This window comes from uncultured Streptococcus sp. (genome assembly GCF_901875575.1).
Lineage (GTDB): Bacteria > Bacillota > Bacilli > Lactobacillales > Streptococcaceae > Streptococcus.
The window spans coordinates 437,511-457,724 of record NZ_CABFMF010000011.1; the positions used below are offsets into that span (position 1 = coordinate 437,511).

At 39.4% G+C, this 20,214-nt stretch carries 16 protein-coding genes; 14 read left to right on the forward strand and 2 right to left on the reverse strand.

Annotated elements, in window-relative coordinates; all coding sequences use genetic code 11:
• The first annotated feature begins 19 nt into the window (after window positions 1–19).
• The 6 genes from glmM (at window position 20) to QZ114_RS04885 (ending at window position 6,775) form a co-directional block, all read left to right on the forward strand.
• Window positions 20–1,372 (forward strand): phosphoglucosamine mutase, encoded by a 1,353-nt coding sequence (glmM, locus tag QZ114_RS04860; RefSeq protein ID WP_295500190.1) that lies wholly within the window; start codon window positions 20–22, stop codon window positions 1,370–1,372.
• A gap of 73 nt (window positions 1,373–1,445) precedes the next feature.
• Window positions 1,446–1,820, forward strand: coding sequence for a DUF1149 family protein (locus QZ114_RS04865; RefSeq protein WP_295500193.1), 375 nt, complete (start codon window positions 1,446–1,448; stop codon window positions 1,818–1,820).
• Window position 1,821: 1 nt separating this feature from the next.
• The gene (locus QZ114_RS04870; protein WP_295500196.1) at window positions 1,822–2,670 is read left to right on the forward strand and encodes a DegV family protein; all 849 of its coding nucleotides are present in this window, start codon (window positions 1,822–1,824) and stop codon (window positions 2,668–2,670) included.
• 273 nt (window positions 2,671–2,943) lie between these two features.
• Window positions 2,944–3,711, forward strand: a complete 768-nt coding sequence (dapB, locus tag QZ114_RS04875; RefSeq protein WP_295500199.1) for a 4-hydroxy-tetrahydrodipicolinate reductase — start codon at window positions 2,944–2,946, stop codon at window positions 3,709–3,711.
• Window positions 3,708–4,907: a CCA tRNA nucleotidyltransferase gene (locus tag QZ114_RS04880; RefSeq protein ID WP_295500202.1), complete on the forward strand. Its 1,200-nt coding sequence runs from the start codon at window positions 3,708–3,710 to the stop codon at window positions 4,905–4,907. The genes dapB and QZ114_RS04880 overlap by 4 nt, the downstream gene beginning before the upstream one ends.
• A complete protein-coding gene (locus QZ114_RS04885) occupies window positions 4,904–6,775 on the forward strand; it encodes an ABC-F family ATP-binding cassette domain-containing protein (RefSeq protein ID WP_295500204.1) in 1,872 nt (623 codons plus the stop codon). The genes QZ114_RS04880 and QZ114_RS04885 overlap by 4 nt, the downstream gene beginning before the upstream one ends.
• Before the next feature lie 37 nt (window positions 6,776–6,812).
• Here QZ114_RS04885 and mntE read toward each other — a convergent pair whose 3' ends face one another.
• Complete coding sequence (gene mntE, locus QZ114_RS04890; RefSeq protein WP_295500207.1) at window positions 6,813–7,997, reverse strand: CDF family manganese efflux transporter MntE; 1,185 nt, start codon at window positions 7,995–7,997, stop codon at window positions 6,813–6,815.
• A 276-nt stretch (window positions 7,998–8,273) separates the two neighbouring features.
• Here mntE and QZ114_RS04895 point away from each other — a divergent pair, with 276 nt between their 5' ends.
• The 7 genes from QZ114_RS04895 (at window position 8,274) to yaaA (ending at window position 17,722) form a co-directional block, all read left to right on the forward strand.
• Complete coding sequence (locus QZ114_RS04895; protein WP_295500210.1) at window positions 8,274–9,764, forward strand: hypothetical protein; 1,491 nt, start codon at window positions 8,274–8,276, stop codon at window positions 9,762–9,764.
• Between the two features lies 1 nt (window position 9,765).
• Window positions 9,766–10,797: an acyltransferase family protein gene (locus QZ114_RS04900; RefSeq protein WP_295500212.1), complete on the forward strand. Its 1,032-nt coding sequence runs from the start codon at window positions 9,766–9,768 to the stop codon at window positions 10,795–10,797.
• Entirely contained in the window at window positions 10,790–11,776 is a 987-nt protein-coding gene (locus tag QZ114_RS04905) for a glycosyltransferase family 2 protein (protein WP_295500214.1), read from the forward strand. The genes QZ114_RS04900 and QZ114_RS04905 overlap by 8 nt, the downstream gene beginning before the upstream one ends.
• 221 nt (window positions 11,777–11,997) lie before the next feature.
• Window positions 11,998–14,694, forward strand: a complete 2,697-nt coding sequence (locus tag QZ114_RS04910) for a cation-translocating P-type ATPase (RefSeq protein WP_295500217.1) — start codon at window positions 11,998–12,000, stop codon at window positions 14,692–14,694.
• 122 nt (window positions 14,695–14,816) lie between these two features.
• The gene (locus QZ114_RS04915; protein ID WP_295500220.1) at window positions 14,817–15,227 is read left to right on the forward strand and encodes a peptide deformylase; all 411 of its coding nucleotides are present in this window, start codon (window positions 14,817–14,819) and stop codon (window positions 15,225–15,227) included.
• Between the two features lie 11 nt (window positions 15,228–15,238).
• Window positions 15,239–16,834 (forward strand): hypothetical protein, encoded by a 1,596-nt coding sequence (locus QZ114_RS04920; RefSeq protein WP_295500223.1) that lies wholly within the window; start codon window positions 15,239–15,241, stop codon window positions 16,832–16,834.
• Between the two features lie 159 nt (window positions 16,835–16,993).
• A complete protein-coding gene (gene yaaA, locus QZ114_RS04925) occupies window positions 16,994–17,722 on the forward strand; it encodes a peroxide stress protein YaaA (protein ID WP_295500226.1) in 729 nt (242 codons plus the stop codon).
• Window positions 17,723–18,013: 291 nt separating this feature from the next.
• Here yaaA and QZ114_RS04930 read toward each other — a convergent pair whose 3' ends face one another.
• Window positions 18,014–18,562, reverse strand: coding sequence for an NADPH-dependent FMN reductase (locus QZ114_RS04930; protein WP_295500230.1), 549 nt, complete (start codon window positions 18,560–18,562; stop codon window positions 18,014–18,016).
• 390 nt (window positions 18,563–18,952) lie between these two features.
• Between QZ114_RS04930 and QZ114_RS04935 the strand changes: the two genes are divergently transcribed.
• A complete protein-coding gene (locus QZ114_RS04935; protein ID WP_295500233.1) occupies window positions 18,953–20,149 on the forward strand; it encodes an MFS transporter in 1,197 nt (398 codons plus the stop codon).
• The last annotated feature ends 65 nt before the right edge of the window (window positions 20,150–20,214 follow it).

Here is a 20,214-nt window from a genome sequence, read left to right on the forward strand (position 1 = left end):
AAAAGGAATTTATTAAAAAATGGGTAAATATTTCGGAACCGACGGTGTCCGTGGAGAAGCAAACGTAGAACTGACGCCAGAGTTGGCCTTTAAATTGGGGCGCTTTGGAGGTTATGTTCTTAGCCAACATGAGACGGAAGCGCCTAAAGTCTTTGTGGGACGTGACACACGTATCTCTGGAGAAATGCTAGAATCTGCTTTGGTGGCAGGACTTCTTTCTGTAGGGATTCATGTCTACAAGCTGGGGGTCCTTGCAACACCAGCTGTAGCATACTTGGTAAAGACAGAAGGAGCAAGTGCTGGTGTCATGATATCAGCTAGCCATAATCCTGCTCTAGACAATGGGATTAAGTTCTTTGGTGGAGATGGTTTTAAATTAGACGATGATAAAGAAGCAGAAATTGAAGCCTTACTGGATGCTGCTGAAGATACTCTACCTCGTCCTAGTGCAGAAGGCTTGGGAACATTGGTGGATTATCCAGAAGGCTTGCGTAAGTATGAAGCATATCTGGTTTCAACAGGAACTACTCTTGAGGGAATGACAGTAGCCTTAGATACGGCAAATGGAGCAGCTTCTACAAGTGCTCGTCAAATCTTTGCAGATCTTGGTGCTCAGTTGACTGTCATTGGTGAAGCTCCAGATGGTCTCAACATTAACTTAAATGTTGGTTCAACACATCCAGAAACCTTACAGAAAGTGGTAAGAGAGAGCCAGTCAGCTATTGGTTTAGCCTTTGATGGGGACAGCGATCGTTTGATTGCAGTTGATGAAAATGGTGAGATTGTCGATGGTGATAGGATTATGTACATCATTGGGAAATACCTTTCTGAAAAAGGACAACTGACTCAAAATACTATCGTAACAACTGTCATGTCTAATCTAGGTTTTCACAAGGCCTTAGATCGTGAAGGTATTAATAAAGTAGTCACTGCAGTTGGTGACCGTTATGTCGTTGAAGAAATGAGAAAATCAGGCTATAATCTAGGTGGAGAACAGTCTGGTCATGTTATCTTGATGGATTACAATACAACAGGCGATGGTCAGTTATCTGCGGTTCAATTGACTAAAATTATGAAAGAAACAGGAAAGAGTCTTTCTCAGCTTGCAGCAGAAGTAACTATCTACCCTCAAAAACTAGTGAATATTCGTGTAGAAAATGCTATGAAAGAGAAAGCCATGGAAGTTCCATCTATTAAAGCTGTTATCGAAAAGATGGAAGAAGAGATGGCTGGTAACGGTCGTATCCTTGTCCGTCCAAGTGGGACAGAACCTCTCTTACGAGTGATGGCGGAAGCTCCAACAATCGAAGAAGTGGACTACTATGTTGATACCATTGCAGACCTTGTTCGTGCTGAAATTGGGATTGACTAAAACTGAGAAAACTAGATGAAAATAAAAAAATATGGTACAATAGCTTAGAATATTGTAGCCAAGGGAGAGAAAAATGAATCTTAAACGTGAACAAGAATTTGTGAGTCAGTATCATTTTGATGCGCGTAATTTTGAGTGGGAAAATGAAAATGGCGCACCTGAAACAAAGGTAGATGTCAATTTTCAATTGCTCCAACATGACCAAGAAAATCAAGTGACTTCGTTGATTGTCATTTTAACTTTCATGATTGTTTTTGACAAGTTTGTTATCAGTGGAACCATTTCTCAGGTCAATCATGTAAACGATCGTATCGTTAATGAACCAAGTGAGTTGAGTCAAGAAGAAGTTGAGACTTTGGCTCGACCATGTTTGAATATGTTGAACCGTTTGACTTATGAAGTAACTGAAATTGCTCTAGACTTACCAGGAATTAATTTGGAGTTCTAAGATGAAACTAGCTGTTATCACAGATTCTTCTGCCTATCTTAATAAAGAAATTTTGAACAGAGAAGATTTATTTGTCCTAGATATCCCTGTTAATATTGATGGTCAGGAATATATTGAAGGTGTCAATCTTACTGCTGAAGAATTTTATCAAAAGATGGCTCAAGCTTCTGAATTACCTAAAACAAGTCAACCAAGTATTGCTAAGTTGGATGAAATCTTAACATCATTGAAAGAAAAGGGTTATACGCATGTATTGGGGTTATTCCTATCATCAGGAATTTCAGGATTTTATCAAAATATTCAATATATGGTAGATGACTATGAAGGATTAACTATTGCTTTTCCAGATACCTTGATTACAAGTGCACCTCTAGGAATTATGGTTGAGAGTGTTTTTAGTTGGAGAGACCAAGGGGATGATTTTGTTATTATCCAAGATAAGTTAGCTATTCAAATCAGTCATACCTCAGCCTTTATCATGGTTGATGATTTGGATCACTTGGTTAAAGGAGGGCGCCTTTCAAATGGTGCTGCTCTATTGGGAAATCTTCTTAGTATCAAGCCAATTCTATATTTCAATAAACATGGTGTGATTGAAGTTTATGAAAAGGTTCGTACAGAAAAGAAAGCAACCAAGCGCTTGATTGAAATCATCAAGGAAACCACAGCTTCAGGTCAATACCGTGTCATTGTCATTCACGGAAATTCTCCTGAAAAGGCTGAAGAATTGCGTCAGCACTTACTTGAATCTGGAGTAGGTACGGATATTTCACTTGCTACATTTGGTAGTGTCATTGGAACACACTTGGGAGCAGGAAGTATTGCATTGGGTTATATTCCAGTGATTTAGTGAGCACTTCTAGACTAGTTAAGAAGGCTTGTATCTTAGAAATTGAACATGGACTATCTGCATCTTGAAAAAATGCCTGTCTTGCCTTTCATGGAAAGTCAGCGCCATTCCCTATTTTTCATGGACAGCTAAGGTCCTTTGTATCTTGATAATTGAATACGCCTGGAACCCTGTGTGAAAAGATAGTTCTTCCAAGGAGTAGACACTCCTTGATCAGAACTCCTATTTTCACTTTGTGTTCTTACAGGCTTTGTATCTTAGACAGGAGTAGAGATGAGTATTCGCGTAATTATTGCTGGTTTTAAGGGAAAGATGGGGCAGGCTGCTTGTCAGATGGTCTTGGCTGATCCAGAATTGGATTTGGTAGCAGTTTTGGATCCTTTTGAGTCTGAGTCAGAATGGCAGGGTATTCCTGTTTTCAAGGATAAGGTTGATTTAGCAGGATTTGAAGCGGATGTCTGGGTAGATTTCACAACTCCAGCTGTTGCCTATGAAAATACACGCTTTGCTCTTGAAAATGGCTTTGCTCCAGTAGTTGGAACAACAGGTTTCACAAGTGAAGAAATTGCAGAGCTAAAAGAATTTTCTCGTGAACAAGATTTGGGTGGCTTGATTGCTCCTAACTTTGCCTTGGGTGCTGTCTTGCTCATGCAATTTGCAACGCAGGCTGCCAAATATTTCCCAAATGTGGAGATTATCGAGCTCCATCATGATAAGAAAAAGGATGCTCCGAGTGGAACAGCCATTAAAACAGCTGAGTTGATGGCAGAGGTTCGAGAGTCTATCCAGCAAGGTGTAGCAGACGAGGAAGAGCTGATTGCAGGTGCCCGTGGTGCTGACTTTGATGGCATGCGCATCCACTCAGTTCGTTTGCCAGGCTTGGTAGCTCATCAGGAAGTCATTTTTGGCAATCAGGGAGAAGGATTGACCCTTCGTCATGACTCCTATGATCGCAGCTCCTTCATGACAGGGGTGAATTTGGGAATTAAAGAAGTTGTCAAGCGTCATGAGCTTGTCTATGGATTAGAACACTTATTATGAGATTAACACAAATGCCTTCTGAATTTCAGAAGGCTTTACCAGTATTAGAAAAAATTAAAGAAGCGGGCTTTGAGGCCTATTTTGTTGGAGGTTCTGTTCGAGATGCCCTCCTTAATCGTCCCATTCATGATGTGGATATCGCTACTTCCTCCTATCCAGAGGAAACCAAGCAGATTTTTTCCCGCACGGCCGATATCGGAATCGAGCATGGAACAGTTTTGGTTCTAGATGGAGATGAGGAGTATGAAGTTACTACTTTTCGAACTGAGGATGTCTATGTGGACTATCGCAGACCCAGTGCGGTTTCTTTTGTTCGCTCGCTAGAAGAAGACCTCAAGCGTCGTGATTTCACAGTCAACGCCTTTGCCTTGGACGAGACAGGGGAAATCATTGACTTGTTCCATGGTTTAGACGATTTGGAAAATCAAGTCTTGAGGGCAGTAGGAATTGCTAGCGAACGCTTCAATGAAGATGCACTTCGTATTATGCGTGGTTTTCGTTTTCAAGCTAGTCTTGGTTTTAATATTGAGAAAGATACCTTTACAGCTATGCAGACCTTGACTCCTTTGTTGGAGAAAATTTCTGTAGAGCGTACCTTCGTCGAGTTTGATAAACTCTTGCTGGCTCCCTTTTGGAGAAGGGGCTTGGCTTCCATGATTGAGAGTCAAGCTTATGACTATCTCCCTGATATGGCATCTAGCCAGGACAAGCTCAACAGACTGTTTGATTTGGAGACTGATTTTACTTTTGAATCCTCTGAACAAGCATGGGCGGCTTTACTGTGGGTTTTGGAGATTGAAAATGCACAGCCATTTTTGAAAGCTTGGAAGACTTCACGCCAATTTGCCAAGCAGGTACAGGATTTACTGACTATTTTAGCTTTGCGGGAACAAGGAGAATTAAGCAAGCGCGATTGTTATCGTTTTGACTTGGATTTACTCATTCAGGCTGAAAATCTTCGTCAGGCTCAGGGAAAACTAGTCAACCCACAAGTCATCACAGAAACCTACCAGAGTCTGACCATTCATGATAAAAAAGAAATCAAGATCAATGGAGGTATTCTCATCAAGGAATATGGTTACCAGCCGGGCCCTGATTTGGGAGAAATTTTAACAGAGATTGAGTATGCCATTGTAGATGGAGATTTGGAAAACGACCTAGAAGCCATTCATGCTTATTTGAGGGAGAAAAAATGAGTGATTTTATTGTTGAAAAATTAAGCAAATCTGTTGGAGATAAGACTGTCTTTAAAGATATCTCTTTTATTATCCATGATTTGGATAGGATTGGTCTCATTGGTGTTAATGGTACAGGTAAGACAACTCTCTTGGATGTCCTTTCTGGTATTTCTGGCTTTGATGGGGATGTCAGTCCTTTTTCTGCTAAAAATGATTATCAGATTGGCTACTTGACCCAAGATCCAGATTTTGACGACAGTAAGACAGTCCTAGATACTGTTTTATCAAGTGACTTAAAAGAAATCCAACTCATTCGTGAGTATGAACTCCTTATGCTCAACTATAGTGAAGATAAACAAGCTCGTTTGGAAAGAGTTATGGCAGAGATGGATTCACTTCATGCTTGGGAAATTGAGAGTCAGGTTAAAACAGTTCTCAGTAAACTAGGAATTCAAGAACTGTCTACACTAGTTGGAGAATTGTCAGGTGGTCTAAGAAGACGGGTTCAGTTGGCACAAGTCTTACTTGGCAACCACGACCTCTTGCTTCTGGATGAACCGACCAACCATCTGGATATTGCGACTATTGAGTGGCTGACCCTCTTTTTAAAAAATTCCAAGAAGACCGTCCTTTTTATCACTCATGATCGTTATTTCCTAGACGCTTTGTCAACACGTATTTTCGAGTTGGATCGAGCTGGATTGACCGAGTATCAAGGGAATTATCAGGACTATGTTCGCCTTAAGGCAGAACAGGACGAGCGCGACGCAGCTCTTCTCCATAAAAAGGAACAACTCTATAAGCAAGAACTGGCCTGGATGCGCAGACAACCACAGGCGCGTGCGACCAAGCAACAGGCTCGTATCAATCGTTTCCATGACCTGAAAAAGGAAGTTTCAGGCAGTAGTGCTGAGACAGACTTGACCATGAACTTTGAAACCAGTCGGATCGGGAAGAAAGTCATCGAGTTTAAGGATGTTTCCTTTGCCTATGATGATAAGCCAATTTTACAGAATTTTAATCTCTTGGTGCAGGCCAAAGACCGTATCGGAATCGTTGGGGATAACGGTGTTGGGAAATCAACCCTGCTTAATCTGATTGCAGGAAGTCTTGAGTCGACAGCAGGACAAGTTGTGATTGGGGAAACAGTTCGCATTGCCTATTTCTCTCAGCAAATTGAGGGATTGGATGAGAGCAAGCGAGTGATCAATTACCTGCAGGAAGTGGCAGAAGAGGTCAAGACCATTGGTGGTTCTACGACTTCGATTGCAGAGTTGCTGGAGCAGTTCCTTTTCCCACGTTCGACGCATGGAACCTTGATTGAGAAATTGTCTGGGGGAGAGAAAAAACGTCTTTATCTCCTCAAATTGCTCTTGGAAAAACCAAATGTTCTCCTCTTAGACGAGCCGACCAATGACCTGGATATTGCAACCTTGACAGTCTTGGAGAATTTCTTGCAAGGTTTTGCGGGACCTGTCTTGACAGTTAGTCACGACCGCTATTTCTTGGATAAGGTAGCGACCAAGATTCTCGCTTTTGAGGATGGCAAGATTCGTCCTTTCTTTGGTCATTACACCGACTACCTAGATGAAAAAGTCTTTGAAACAGATATGGTCAATCAAGTGCAAAAGGCAGAAAAAGAAAAAGTGGTCAAGGTCCGTGAAGATAAGAAACGCATGACCTACCAAGAAAAGCAGGAGTGGGCAAGCATTGAAGGCGATATTGAAGCCTTGGAAAACCGTATCGTTGCTATTGAAGAGGAGATGCAGGCCAATGGTTCTGATTTTGGGAAATTAGCCATTCTTCAGAAAGAGCTAGATGAGAAAAACGAAGCACTCCTTGAAAAATACGAACGCTATGAGTATCTAAGTGAGTTTGATAGCTAGAAGAATAGAAAAATCCCGTCTCATGGACAGGATTTTTCTATTCTTTTTTTGTTTCTTGATGAAAGATATTTTGCCAAGTTTCATGGCGACGCCAGATACTGGTATGAATAATGCCATCTAATTCATAACGCATTAACTTGGTTTTTTGGCTGATGGAAGTAACTTCAATATCCTTGATAGCAGAAGCTAACTCTTTTTCAGATTTATAAGCAAGCTTGTCCATCTGTTTTCCATCTTGGCGGATATAGACAAAGTCTTCGGCTAGGAGTTCTTCTAACTGATTTCCTTGGTCAATCAATTGCTCGCGCATGAGGAGTTTTTTATAGACATTGTCCATGATTTCATCTTCAGGAATGGGAGCAGGTTCAATGTGGATATCAGTATCAAAAACACCAAATCGTTCTTCTAGCATAGACTCAACTTGATCTGCAATTTCATGACTCTCAAAAACCGACAGGTCAGGATTCATTTCAAGAGTGATATCCAGGTAAATATTGCTACCGTAGGTACGACCTCTTTGTGATTTAATCTTGCTAATCTTTGGAATTTCCATAATAGCTTTTTGGTAGTCTTCCAGCAGACGGTCGTCAAAACCATCTGAAAGACTAAAGGAAGACTCGATGAAGATATCATAGGCAGTTTTCAAGATAAAGAAGGTGATGATGATAGCAACCAATTTATCCACAATCGGATAATTAAAACTGCTAGCTAGGATGGCAATACTAGTACCAAGTGAGGTAACGGCATCGGAAAGATTGTCCTTAGCTGCGGCCTTTAAGGCCTTGGAGTTGGATTTCTTACTGAGGCGAGTATTATAGAGATAAACTGCAAACATAACCGCTGCAGAAATGACTCCTAGACTCGCACCCAGAGGATCAATAACCGTTTCTTCTCGACTAAGAATCTTTTGAATGGTATCTCGAAGAACATCAAATCCCACATAGAACATGATGATGGAAGTAACTAAGCTAGCTAAATCCTCAATCTTCCAGTGGCCAAAACGATGATCACGGTCTGCAGGCTGGCGAGCCATACGAATTCCAATCAAGAGAGCCACATTTCCAATGATGTCCGATACGTTGTTAAAACCATCGGCCACCAAACTGGATGAATGAAGGAGATGACCAGTTGCTAACTTGGCTGCAGACAAGAGTAGGTAGGTCGAAATACTAATAATGGCCCCACGTTCAGCCAATTTCAGATTTGAGATAGATTGCTTCATTCAACTTCCTTTCTAGTCATATAGCATTCTACCATTATACTGGTTTTCAAGGGAAAATTCAAACGATATAGGGTTACAAGGTTGGAGGTGAGCTAGTTTTTTATAAGGAAATGTGCTAGAATTAAAGGGTAATATTTATTCGAAAGCGAGTCTGTAATGATAAATAAAAATATGCTCAGTAGGCTAATTAGCTTAAGTGTTTTATTCTTTCCATTTTTATTTTTTTATCTCTATATATTATTTAGAGGTTTTGAATATCCTGTTGTAGATGATATCATGGTAAATCAAACCATATTATCTGGGGAAAATATGTTATTACCTTATATGGGAATTCTGTTATCTTCCGGTTTAGTTTTATTGCAACAAATTTTTACAAATTGGAATATTTATTTTTGTTTTTTAGTTAGTATTTACTGTATTAGTTTTGGCGTCTATGCAATCTTTTTTTATAAGAAAAAATTGTATCTTTTGCTTCCAATAGTGTTTTTAGTTCAATTGATACTTATTAAATATTTTTCTTTTTCCGTTATTGCATATTTGTCAGCTACAGCGGCTACTTTTTTACTATTTGATAAAAAGTACATTTCAGGACTATCATTATTGTTCATTGGTTTATCAATTAGACCACAAATAATATCTAGTTTTATCTTACTTTTATTACCGTTTCTGCTCTTCGAGTGGATATCTTCTAAAAAAAGAAAAGAAATTGTTTTATTATTTAGCGTCATTTTGCTGATTTTTGCTTCCAATAAACTATATACACTAGGGAAAGCTGATGTACAGGAGTATTTGACATGGAATTCCCTAAGTACGAATTTGAGAGATTATCCTGCTATTGATTATCAAAGACATGCGAATGAATTTAAAACTTTGGGGGTAAGTGAGAATGATTTGAATGTCTCCACCTATTGGTTATTTGCTGAAAAAAAAGCTTTAAGCAATACTCTTTTAACAAACATTCAATCTGTTCGTTCTCTTCCAGAGAAATACTCATTTAATCTGCATCAAATGATATCAGATTTTTTTAAGAATAGTATTCTGACAACCTTCTCTTTAATGCTGATTGGTTGGTTCTTGATTTTTAAGCCTAAGAAGCTATACGGATGGTTTGTACCGATTTTCCCTTTACTTTTAATTGGAGCTCTTTTTGTTAGACAGAGGGTAGTAGAGCGCGTATATATCCCTCTAATAGTATGTTTCTTATTAGTATTTATTTTTTATGCTCGGTCATTTTATGAAAAAAGAAGTTTATTTGATAAGAGGAAGGTGTTCCTTAGCATACAAATAATGGGAATATTAGGAGGAGCAGTATGGATAAATAAGCTTGGACAAGAACTGTATTGGTTTCCCTATATTCAATCGTCAGTAGTATCAGAGTACCAGTCTCTTATACAAAGGAATTCGAATAAGCTTATTGTTATCGGTGGATATAACACTTTGGTATCTTCACAGCCTACATTGGCAACATTTAAATTAAGATCCAATCAGTTAGTGACAAATACGACAACATTAGGAAATTGGCAAACTTTTTCTCCTCATTATTATCAACAAATGAAGAGATATGGAGTTGAAGAACCTGAAAATCTGTTATCTTCTGCAATCAACAATCAGAATATTCTCTTCTTTTGGTCCACTTCCTCAGGGAATATAGATAGTGTTAAAAAAATTATGAAAGAACATTATCAGAAGGATGTTTACTTTGAGGAGGTTGAATCTGTCACTTCAGATATGAGCGTTTATCGATTAAAATTAGAAAAAGGAGAATAAGATGAAAAAACGAATTGGATATGTTGACATGGCTAAAGGTTTAGCTATTATACTAGTTATTGTTGGACATAGTAACTTTGTTCCTCCTCTTGCTAGAATGATTCTATATATATTTCATATACCATTATTTTTTTTCTTATCTGGATTTACTTTAAATGTAAGAAAATTTAAGACCTTTTCAGACTATTGTTTAAATAAGTTGAAAAGTTTAGTAGTTCCTTTTTTCATATTGAACAGTTTTGTATTTTTGTTTCAACTTTTTGTCATGTATCCTGATCAAGTTCTTGCTTTTAATATTCTTCATTTTATAAAACAGTTACTGATTTCAGATCGTTTACATATTTATTATCAATTATGGTTTTTGAATGTTTTATTTTTGGCACATATTTTCAGCTATTTTATTTTAAAGAGAAGATGGAATGCAGGTCAGTGGTTGATGATAATTGTTTCTCTCTTATTTTTAGTTTACTTAGGGCAGAAGGTATATGAGAAAGATTATTATTTAATTTGGAATATTGATTTAGTTCCTGTAGCTATGATTTTTATCTTGTTGGGAGTATGGACTAAGAATAATTTACATCAATTAGAAAAGTACTTCTCAGTTTATTTTTTACCAGTAGGGGGATTATTAACCCTTCTTATAGGAGGGATAAACTATAGGTTAAGTGGTAAACAGACTGTGGATTTATATTATCAACAAATAGGAAATCATCTATTATTTTACATAGCAGCTATTTCAGGAATTTGGAGTGTTCTGATATTTTTTAAAGCACTGCCTGAAAGTTCGATTTTAAAATCAATCGGACAAAAAACATTGATTTACTATGGGGTACATTCACCGATAGTCTTAGTATTAGTAGAGAAATTGATTAAAGAATTATCTAATAAATACACTGGAATTTTTATAAATCAATATATAACGACAAGTATTGTGGTCATACTGACAATTTTAGGCTGTGAATCAATAGTTTGGATGTTTAGAGGAACTAACTTTCCTTTTGGGATAAAAAGAGTAGGAGAAAAAGATGAGTAGACAGAAGCCAATTTTATATATAGTTATTCCGTGTTACAACGAAGAGCAAGTCCTACCACATACTAATCCAATGTTTGTTGAAAAAATTGAACAATTAGTAAATAAAGAAGAAATCCATCATCTTAGTAAAATTATGTATGTAAATGATGGTAGTAAGGATCGGACTTGGGAACTGATAGAAAGTTATGCTCAATCTATTCCTTCTGTGGTTGGTGTGTCACAAAGTCGTAACAGGGGGCATCAGAGTAGTGTTCTTGCAGGTATGTATGAGGCTATTCAGTTTGCTGATATTGTTATTACTATCGATGCTGATGGGCAAGATGATATTAATTGTATGGATAAAATGATTGAAGAATATAAAAGTGGTTCTGAAATTGTATACGGTGTACGTGATAACCGTGATACAGACTCTGCTTTTAAACGAATTACAGCTGAAGGTTTCTATAAGGTGCTACGCCTATTTGGAGCAGAAGTTGTTTTCAATCATGCCGACTATAGATTGGTATCAAAAAGATTTTTGCAGGAGTTAGAGAAGTTCCAAGAAGTTAATCTTTTTCTTCGTGGTTTAATGCCCTTAGTTGGCTTTAAATACTCTTACGTTTCATATAAACGTCATGAACGAATTGCTGGTGAGAGCCATTATCCACTATCTAAAATGCTTGGTTTGGCTATGGATGGTATCACCAGTTTATCAATCAAACCCATTCGGTTGATTACAAGTCTTGGTGTCTTGACATCACTATTTAGTTTTTTATTGATTATTTGGGTTGTATGGAGTAAGTTTGCGGGTACAGTCGTGGCTGGATGGGCAAGTACCTATGCAATAGTTAACCTACTTGGTGGAGTTCAATTGATTAGTTTGGGGGTAATTGGTGAGTATGTTGGAAAGATTTATTTAGAAACGAAACGTCGTCCTAGATATATTATCAGCGATCGTACTTTTGATACAGATAGTGTTTCATCGGATATTAATTCTTGAAAATTGTTCAAAATTTGGTATAATAGTACTACTCAAGGGAGTAGCTGGCAGAAACCTGTGATAGTGTCGTCATTCCGAATTTTATACTGAAAAGTATGCTTTCCGGCACTATCTTAAACAGCGAGACTTGTTATGATTAACAGGTCTCTTTTTTGTTTGTCGTAAAAAGATACGATGAAAAAGGAGAGTCTGTTTTGCACACAATGTCAAGGAGGAGACACATGTCAAAAGAACAAAAACGCCAAGCGTTTTACACTCAGAGTCCTGAAGAGGTCTTGCAGGCTGTGGATGCGACCGAGCAAGGTCTGTCATCAAGCGAGGCGGAAAAACGTCTTGCCGAATTTGGTCACAATGAACTCGAAGAAGGTGAAAAGCGTTCTATCTTAGTTAAATTTATCGAGCAATTTAAGGATTTGATGATTATCATCCTAGTTGCGGCAGCTATCTTATCAGTCGTGACTTCTGGTGGGGAAGATATCGCAGATGCCATTATCATCCTAGCCGTGGTTATCATCAACGCTGCCTTTGGTGTTTACCAAGAAGGGAAAGCAGAAGAAGCTATAGAAGCCCTTAAATCCATGTCTAGTCCAGCTGCTCGCGTTCTTCGTGATGGACACATGGCAGAGATTGACTCTAAAGAATTGGTACCAGGTGATATCGTTGCCCTTGAAGCAGGTGACGTAGTACCTGCAGATCTACGTTTGCTAGAAGCCAACTCTCTTAAGATCGAAGAAGCAGCTCTTACAGGTGAGTCTGTTCCAGTTGAAAAAGATTTGACAGTCGATCTTGCTGCAGATGCAGGTATTGGTGACCGTGTCAACATGGCCTTCCAAAACTCTAACGTGACCTATGGTCGTGGGATAGGTGTTGTTGTCAATACAGGTATGTACACTGAAGTTGGTCACATCGCGGGCATGCTTCAAGATGCGGATGAGACAGACACGCCACTCAAACAAAACTTGAACAACCTTTCTAAGGTCTTGACCTATGCAATTTTGGTCATTGCCCTTGTTACTTTTGTAGTGGGTGTCTTCATTCAAGGAAAAAATCCACTTGGTGAGTTGATGACCTCTGTTGCCCTTGCTGTTGCAGCTATTCCAGAAGGGCTCCCAGCTATCGTAACCATCGTTCTTGCCCTTGGTACTCAAGTTTTGGCCAAACGAAACTCAATCGTTCGTAAGTTGCCAGCAGTAGAAACACTTGGTTCAACAGAAATCATCGCTTCTGATAAGACTGGTACGCTGACTATGAACAAGATGACAGTTGAAAAAGTCTTCTACGATGCAGTCCTACATGACTCAGCTGATGATATTGAACTAGGTCTTGAAATGCCCCTTCTTCGTTCAGTTGTCTTGGCAAATGATACGAAAATCGATGTGGAAGGCAACCTGATTGGTGACCCAACCGAAACAGCCTTCATCCAGTATGCCTTGGATAAGGGCTATGATGTTAAAGGATTTTTAGAGAAATATCCTCGTGTGGCTGAGTTGCCATTTGATTCTGAACGTAAGCTCATGTCAACGGTTCACCCGTTGCCAGATGGTCGTTTCCTTGTAGCAGTCAAAGGTGCGCCAGACCAACTTTTGAAACGTTGTGTTCTTCGTGATAAAGCTGGGGATATTGCTCCCATTGATGAGAAGGTTACAAACCTCATCCATACAAACAACTTTGAAATGGCTCACCAAGCCTTGCGTGTCCTTGCGGGTGCTTATAAGATTATTGATAGTATTCCAGAAAACTTGATTTCTGAAGAATTAGAAAATGATCTTATCTTCACTGGTTTGATTGGAATGATTGACCCTGAACGTCCGGAAGCTGCTGAGGCTGTTCGTGTAGCTAAGGAAGCGGGAATCCGTCCAATCATGATTACGGGTGACCACCAAGACACCGCAGAAGCTATTGCCAAACGTTTGGGAATCATTGATGCAAATGATACAGAAGGACACGTTTTAACTGGTGCTGAACTCAACGAATTATCTGATGAAGACTTTGAAAAAGTAGTGGGTCAATACTCTGTTTATGCGCGTGTGTCTCCAGAACATAAGGTTCGTATCGTGAAAGCATGGCAAAAACAAGGTAAGGTCGTTGCCATGACAGGTGACGGTGTCAATGATGCGCCAGCTCTGAAAACAGCCGATATCGGTATCGGTATGGGAATCACTGGTACAGAGGTTTCTAAGGGAGCTTCTGACATGATTCTTGCTGATGACAACTTTGCGACTATTATCGTTGCAGTTGAAGAAGGGCGTAAGGTATTCTCAAACATTCAAAAGACTATTCAATATCTTCTTTCTGCCAATACTGCTGAAGTATTAACTATCTTCCTATCAACCTTGTTTGGTTGGGATGTCTTGCAGCCAGTTCATCTCTTGTGGATCAACTTGGTAACCGATACCTTCCCAGCTATCGCTCTTGGTGTTGAACCTGCTGAGCCTGGTGTCATGAATCATAAACCGCGTGGACGCAAGGCAAGCTTCTTCTCAGGTGGTGTTTTGACTTCTATCATCTATCAAGGTGTACTCCAAGCAGCTATTGTTATGAGTGTTTATGGTCTTGCGATTGCTTACCCAGTACATGTGGGTGACAATCATGCCATTCACGCAGATGCCCTTACTATGGCCTTTGCAACCCTTGGTTTGATTCAGCTCTTCCATGCCTACAATGTCAAATCTGTCTACCAATCCATCTTGACAGTTGGCCCGTTCAAGTCTAAGACCTTTAACTGGTCTATCCTAGTATCCTTCATTCTTCTTATGGCAACAATCGTGGTAGAACCTCTTGAAGGTATCTTCCACGTAACCAAACTAGACTTGTCTCAATGGGCAATTGTTATGGCAGGAAGTTTCTCAATGATTCTTATTGTAGAAATTGTCAAGTTTATGCAACGAAAACTCGGCTTTGATAAGAATGCGATTTAAAGAAATGTATGAAAGTCATCTTCGGATGGCTTTTTGCTACAGTTGAGGGAAAGGGCTTGCAGTTATCGGCTTTTGTGCTATAATTGCTATAATATAGTAAAGATCAAGAGGAGGGTGAGGAAGTGGAAAAGAAAATTGTGAAGGATATTTTGTTTTTATCTCAAGTATCTCAGCCGGCAAGTCAGGATGATTTGTATCTTACCAGAGATTTGCAGGATACCCTGCTTGCTAATCGTGAGACCTGTGTTGGTCTAGCTGCCAATATGATTGGGGTGCAGAAGCGTGTGATTATCTTTAATCTGGGCATGGTTCCCATGATCATGTTTAACCCAGTGCTCCTGTCCTCTGAAGGAGCTTATGAGACAGAGGAAGGCTGTTTGTCCTTGATAGGTGTGAGACCTACTAAGCGTTATGAAACCATAAGGGTTGCTTATCGTGATAGCAAGTGGCAGGAACAGACCATTACCTTGACAGGCTTCCCAGCTCAGATTTGCCAGCATGAACTGGATCACTTAGATGGACGTATCATATAGGAGGAAAGCAAATGAAACGGATAATCTTTGAACTTATTTTTATTGCAACGACTTGGTATATCTTCTTACCCCCCCTTAACCTGACCAGCTGGGAATTTCTCTTTTTCCTCTGTGGGCATTTGTTAGTTGTGGCAATCTTATTTGGCTTTGGCAAGGGAATCAATCTGCTTAAAACGGTTCATGTGCGCCACGGTAAGGTGGAGGCTGCTTTAAATTTTGAGGATTTCAAAATCAATCGGTTAGGGAAAATTCTTTTTGCTTCTATTGGAGGAATTCTTCTCTTAGCAGCCTTGGTTTCCTTGGTGACTTCCAGCATTTTTCAGGCTAAAAATTATGCCAATGTAGTCACGGTTACGGAAAAAGAGTTTACTGAATTTCCTAAGACTGACACCAGTAAGGTTCCTATTTTAGATAGAAGTACTGCTGAAAAAATTGGCGACCGCTACTTGGGTTCCTTAACGGATAAGGTGTCGCAGTACGTAGCGGCAGACACCTATACCCAATTGACGATTGATGGGAAGCCTTATCGGGTTACGCCACTAGAATACGCAGACCCTATCAAGTGGTTTAATAATCAAGCTAAGGGAATCGGCGAGTATATCAAGGTGGACATGGTCACAGGAAATGCCAACTTGGTGGACTTGAAGACACCAATCAAGTATTCGGATTCAGAGTACTTTAATCGTGATGTCAAACGCCACCTCCGTTTTCAATACCCAACCAAAATCTTCAAGACTCCATCTTTCGAAGTAGATGATGAGGGTCATCCTTTCTATGTTGCAACCGTCTATCAAAAAAAATTTGGCCTAGCAGTGCCTCGTCCTGTTTCAGTCATTATCTTGGATGCTACCAATGGAGAAAGTCAGGAATACAGCTTGGCAGATGTTCCAGAATGGGTGGACAGGGTCTATCCAGCTGAGGAAACCATCGAGCAAATCAACTACAACGGCAAGTACAAGGACGGTTTTTGGAATGCCTTGATTTCCAAGAAAAATGTGACCCAGACTACCAAGGGATATAACTACTTGTCTATAGGCAATGACATCTACCTCTACACAGGTGTAACTTCTGCTAATGCGGATGAAAGTAATCTTGGTTTCATTCTTGAAAATATGCGAACAGGAGAAATCACTAAGTATAGCTTGGCTTCTGCGACCGAAGAATCAGCCCGGGAATCAGCCGAAGGTGCTGTCCAAGAGAAATCCTACAAGGCAACCTTCCCAATCCTCATCAACCTCAATGACAAGCCTCTCTACATCATGGGCTTGAAGGACAATGCTGGCTTGGTCAAAGAGTATGCTCTGGTGGACGCAGTCGAATACCAAAATGTTATCGTAGCTACTACAGTGGAAGAACTTCTCAGTAAGTACGCCAATAAAAACGACCTTGAAATTGACAATGCAACAACAGAAACTATCAAGGGTGTGGTAGCAGACCTTAAATCAGCTGTCATCAAGGGCGATACTGTCTACTTCTTTAAAGTTGATGGCAAGATTTACAAGGTCAAGGCCTCTGTATCCGATGACCTCCCTTACCTTGAAAATGGTAAAGGCTTCGAAGGTCAAGTAGGGAAAGACAACTATCTCAAGACCTTTAAAGTACAGTAAAAATAGGTTTTCTCAGACTTAACAAGCTTGGCTGATACAGCCCTTGTTCTCGTAGCTATCTGGTTAGGATAGCCAAAATAAACAGAGAAGCCTCGGTCAAACCGAGGTTTTTCAGGTAAATTTCTTGGTAGTGGTTAAAAAATATGCTACACTATCAATATGAAAATTTTAATCCCAACCGCAAAAGAAATGAACACAGATTTGCCAAGTATCAAAGCTGCTCCTTTAAGACCAGAAAGTCAGGCTGTGCTTGATGCCTTGGCTCTCTATTCTGCCAGTCAATTGGAGAGTTTTTATAAGGTATCAGCTGAGAAGGCGGCGGAAGAATTTCAAAATATCCAAGCCTTGAAAACACAAACTGCTCAACACTATCCAGCTCTAAAACTTTTTGATGGGCTTATGTACCGCCATATCAAGCGAGATAAATTGATCGAGGCAGAACAAGCCTATCTTGAAAATCATGTCTTCATTACCTCGGCTTTGTATGGTGTCGTTCCAGCCTTGTCACCCATAGCCCCTCACCGTTTGGACTTTTTGATGAAATTAAAAGTCGCTGGTAAGACTTTGAAGAGTCATTGGAAGGTAGCCTATGATGAAGCTGTGAAGACGGAAGAAGTGATTTTTTCTCTCTTGTCATCCGAGTTTGAGACTGTATTTTCTAAGGAAATTAGAGAAAAAATGGTGACCTTCAAATTTATGGAGGATAAGGGCGGTCAGCTGAAAATTCACTCAACTATTTCTAAGAAAGCGCGTGGTGCCTTCCTGACAGCCCTGATAGAAAATCAAGTACAGACGGTGGAGGAAGCTCGTCGTTTAAGCTTTGCAGGATTTAGCTTCCGAGAAGACCTGTCACAGCAACAGGAATTAGTTTTTGTTAAGGAAGTATAAAAGATATTTTGTATTGGACAATAGGTATCATCAGCTATCATCAGCTATTTTATACTCTTTGAAAATCTCTTCAAACCACGTCAGCTTCGCCTTGTCGTATATATGTTACTGACTTCGTCAGTTCTATCTACAACCTCAAAGCAGTGCTTTGAGCAGCTTACGGCTAGCTTTCTAGTTTGCTCTTTGATTTTCATTGAGTATTAGTTTATAAATGAGAAAAAAGCGAACAAGCTAACCTTCTGAGTGTCAGAAAAGTAGTCTTGTTCGCTTTTATTATGTTAGTTAGTTTAGTTACTTGATAGCATTGACCAAGTCTTGAGCTTGTTTCTCAAGTGAATTTAGGACTGTTTCTTCAAGAACCAATTTTCCATCTGCCCAGGCAGAGTCATTGACACGTGCAGCAGTGAAATTACCAACAACTTGTGTACGGATAAATGGCAAGAGGTCTTTATAGATAGCGAAGAGTTGATCGTGACCTGCATTGGCTACAGATGATACTGTGACAAACTTGTCTTGAAGGGCAGAAGCACCACGTGTATCTGTCAAGTCAAGGGCACGAGATAGCCAGTCAAGCAAGTTTTTTACTGTTCCAGGAATTGAGTGATTATAAACTGGTGAGAAAATCCAGATAGCATCCGCAGCGAGAACTGCTTCACGAGCAGCAGCCACGGCTGGATGAGTTGGAACTTCCAAATCTTGACTGAAGAGAGGAAGGCCTGAATAATCAAGGTAGCTAACTTCCGCTTGGCCAGCAAGTGCTTTCTCAGCTTCGAGTGCCATTTGGTGGTTGAAAGAACCTTGGCGTAGTGATCCGACGATAAATAATACTTTTTTAGACATGATGTGTCTCCTTTATTTAAATTTACGAGAACTCTCTAGTTGTTATAAAATATATTACAACAAAATAAAACAACTTGCAAGAAATTTGCTCAGAGTTTATTTGAAAATTATAAAATTACAGAAGCTCTAGTCATTTGTGACTGAAATGCATTTGACTTTCGAAGAGTATTCTAACATTCTCTTGTAATATGATGATATAAGTGCTAAAATAAACAAGAGAACTCGCAATAGAAACCGCAGAACAGCTATTTTCTGGTATCATTTCATAAATAATTAAAGGAACAATCATGGCATTGAAGAATGCTTCTAAAAAGGGGTGGAGATCATGTAAGACACAGATTAACAAGTGACGGACAAAAGAAATGATAATACACTTGTTAAGGAGAAAAGATGTTAATAAGAAATTATCGGAAAAATATTGGCCTGATGGCCGGAGTTGAGTTTTTTGCATTTTTAGGGATTACCAGTTTTTGGATTCTCTTTCTCAGTCAAAACGGAATGTCTCTTTGGCAGATTGGACTTCTGGAGAGTATTTTTCATACGACCAGTCTTCTCTGTGAAATTCCATCTGGAATGTTGGCTGATCGTTATTCCTATAAGACCAACCTTTATTTAAGTCGAATAGCAGGGATTGTGTCTTCTATTCTTATGTTGGCTGGTCAGGGAAATTTTTGGATTTATGCACTAGCTATGGCTGTAAGTGCCTTGTCTTATAATTTTGATTCAGGAACAAGCGCAGCAATGGTCTATGACTCGGCTGTAGAGGCTGGACTAAAGGAGCGTTATCTATCCATTTCAAGTTTCATATCAGGAGTGTCAGAAGGAACCCAGTCTTTGGGGACAGTGCTAGCAGGATTTTTTGTTCATGGTCAATTGCACCTGACCTACTATATCATGATTGCCACTTCTATCATAGTTCTTTTCCTGATTTGGATGCTGAAAGAACCCAGTGTCAAAGTAGAAAAAGCTGATAGTGTGACCATGAAACAGATTATTTGGACTGTTAAGGATGAGTTGAAGAGAAATCCCATGCTTTTAAACTGGATGATTTTATCTCAGATTGTCGGAACACTCATGTATATGTTTTATTTTTACTATCAAAATCAGTTGCCAGATTTAAGTAGTTGGCAAATTTCAGCAGTTATGCTACTTGGAAGTCTCTTGAATATCCTCGCAATCTATCTAGCGAGTAAGATTGGAAAGAAATATGCTGCCTTGAAGCTTTTTCCTATTCTCGTCCTGCTGACTGGAATCACCTATATGCTGTCCTACTTTGGAACACCTCTAATCTATATTCTGATTTATTTGATTAGTAATGCTCTGCATGCTCTTTTTAAGCCGATTTTTGACAATGATTTGCAAGGGCGTCTTCCAAGTGAAGTAAGGGCAACCATGCTGAGTGTCTATTCTATGATGTTTAGCCTAAGTATGATTGTGTTCTTTCCACTGACAGGCTGGTTGATTGACAATTTAGGCTTTGTAGTAGCATTTCTTTATCTAGGCTTCTTTTTAGTCATGATTAGCCTTCTACTGCCTATATTTTTAGGAAAAATGGCTAAAAGAATAGATGATAAAATAATACCATAGATTAAAAGAACTTCTAAAAACTTGAGTGCCAAGCTCAGGTTTTTTGATACGTTGATTTCGCTTGT